The 2642-nt window shown below is 66.2% G+C and carries 1 protein-coding gene; it reads right to left on the reverse strand.

The window, feature by feature from the left end:
• Positions 1 to 793: 793 nt before the first annotated feature.
• Positions 794 to 2642, reverse strand: a 1849-nt coding sequence (locus tag ACGF5C_RS34245; RefSeq protein ID WP_393308485.1) for a hypothetical protein, incomplete at its 5' end; no start/stop codon positions are given.

Here is a 2642-nt window from a genome sequence, read left to right on the forward strand (position 1 = left end):
GACGCTTAGGCTGGCAGTCCAGCAGTGCCGACGACGAGTATCCTTCCCTGACAACAAATCTCGACGTCAACTGCACCGACGCGAGCGTCTCGGTCAATAGCACCGCCAGGCCCGAATTCCCGTACCCAAACCACCACGCCGACATCATCATCCACGTGGTGATGCAGTGATCACCTGAGCCCAAGATCGCTTTTCCGACTCTCTGCGTGGCAGGTCGGCTGTACGGTCTCCCTGTGTCTGGGGAGGGGAAACTGCCAGAGCGCGATCGTGGAGCGTTTCGAGTCGCCGGCCGTGCGAGGTGGGTCCCGGCTATGGAGTCGGAAAGCGAGTTCATTCTCATCTCCGGGCCGGACAGTGCGGCCGAGATCGCCGCCGCCCTGGCAGCCACCTTGGTATCAAACCGCGGTTCTATTGCACGGAAGTGTGTTTCCATCTGCCGCTGGGGGCGTCGTTGTCTGTCAACCTGGGCGGCCTGGCGTCTGGCCCGACTCATCTGCGGACGACTTCGAATGGGATGTCGTCGTAGCCACTGGGACTTGGACGTCCGACGCGCAACTGGCGCGGCGTGTGTTCGAGGGCTTGGCTGAGTCGACTTCGTCGGCGCTGGCACTCCACTCCCTCGATCACATATCAGCGGTGCGGGCTGCCACCCGGAAAGGGCGGCGCTGATGGCCAAACGCCTTGCCCGCTCGCAGAGACAGGCTCGCTCGTGTCAGTCGGGCCATCCAGCGTCCATTCGGGCGCGTGTGTGCGGCCCCGGATACCCGCCGCCGTACCGGCGCAGACAACGCGCCTAGAGCCCAGAGCCGTTGGTGTCGGCGCCTGTGGTGGTGTCAAGTGCGGGGCGTTCGGGCACGGACCAGCTTACGGTTCCGTGTCCGCGGTTGGCGCGTTGTGCTTGTTCTTTGGTGGCCTGTTCTGGGGTGAGGCGGGCGCGGCGTGTGATTTCGATCTTTAGTTCCGTTAGTTCTTCTTTCAGCCAGTCGGTACCGACCGGATTGGCGGTGTTGCTGGTGCAGTGTGCTGGGCCGTAGATGGTGGCTTCGTCGTCGGCGAGGTGGATGCGCAGTTCGAGAGTGCCGATTGCTTGTGTGAGTTCGGTGTCGGTGAGCATCTGGGTCGGGTTCGACAGATGGAACCCACTGTCGCTGCCGCGATTGTGCGGTGGCTTGTTCTGGTTGGCTGGGGTTTCGGCTGTCAGGAGGGTGTTGGCGAAGGTTTCGATGGTGGCGCGGTCGGCGGGGCTTCGGGCGTGGCGCCAGTCTTTTCGCAGGAGGGCCAGTGCCGCTGCGGGCGGGTGCTGGGTGGTGATGAATGCGCAGCGAGCGTTGGCGTGGTCGGCAGGTTCATGGTCGGGGATACCGGGTTGGTTGTCGTCGCGGCAGGTGCCGCAGAGTCCGTCGTCGCAGTGGCGGGGTTGGGTGTCGGTGCGCGCGCGTTCAAGTCCGCATGCCAGGCAGGGAAGTTCGTGGTGGTCGGGGACGGCGTAGCGGTCGTAGTCGACGGTGTGGCCGGTGCCGGCAAGGAAGCTGGTGGTGTCCGCGTGTTCTCGCGTTTGGTTGCTGGGTTGGTGGCGGGCGGTACCGGTGCCTTCGGGAACGGGTAGGTGGGCGGGGTCGGCGTCGAGGTCGGCGAAGGAATGGGTATAGGTGTCGAACGCGTCACGGCCGGGGTCGGGTCGGGTTGGACGCCGAAGGGTGGGGTCGATGTATTCGCGGTGATCGCGCGCAGCAGTGCGCGGGTCGCGGGCAGGCCGGGTGTCGTCGGGTGGTCGGTGGAGGTGTGGGTCGGTGGCAGGGATGGCGGCGAGAATGAACGCCCGGTGTTCGGGGTAGCGGTCGGCGGCCCATCGAAGCCGCGCTGTCGCGATCGGGTAGGCGCGGGTGGCCAGGGTGGTGATGACGCGTTGGAGAATGTCGCGGCGGGTGTTGTTGAGGTGTGCGGTGAGGCCGGTGAAGGTGGTTCGGGCTTCGCCGATTCTGCTGGCGGACACAAGGTCGCCGATTGCGTGAACGATGTCGGCGGGTGAGGGACCGACACCGTCGGCGGGGGTTGAGGCGGTGTCACGGGCCTGGGGTGTTGGTGGTGTCATGGTTGTCGCGGTTTCGTGTGCGGTGTGGGTGTTTTCGGATTCTGTGGTGGGGCGGGTGAGTATTTCGATGCGCCAGGCCAGCGCGGTGGCGAGTTGATCGGGGCGGGGGAGGGTTGTGGCGCCCTCGGCTGCGGCGAGCAGAAGTTCGTGAGCGGTGGCGAGTAAGTCGTGTGGTGTCCAATCGGTGGGGGCGGTGTCGATGGCGGCGACCAGGCGCGGCCAGGCCGGACCGTTGATGATGTGTTCGGCGAGGTCGCGGCCGACGATGTCGTGCAGGTGCGGGGTCCAGTCCGGGTGTAGGGACTGGTTCGTGTGGGTGGTGAGCGCGGAGGGGTCGAGGCGTAGGCGTGACCAGAGTGCGGCGGCGGGCATGTCGTCGGGTAGTGGACGCTGGGTGGCGGCGTCGGTGAGCAGGGTGTCGATGTCGATTCCGGCTGCGGCTGCGGTGTCGAGGTGGGCGGCGAGGACGGGCCACCAGGGGTCGTTGGTGATGCGGGTGTCGAGGCGTTTGGCCAGCGGCTCCCAGGTGTGGGTGGCGGTGTGCAGGTCG

The organism is Micromonospora sp. NPDC047620, from assembly GCF_043205005.1.
Taxonomy (GTDB): Bacteria; Actinomycetota; Actinomycetes; order Mycobacteriales; family Micromonosporaceae; genus Micromonospora.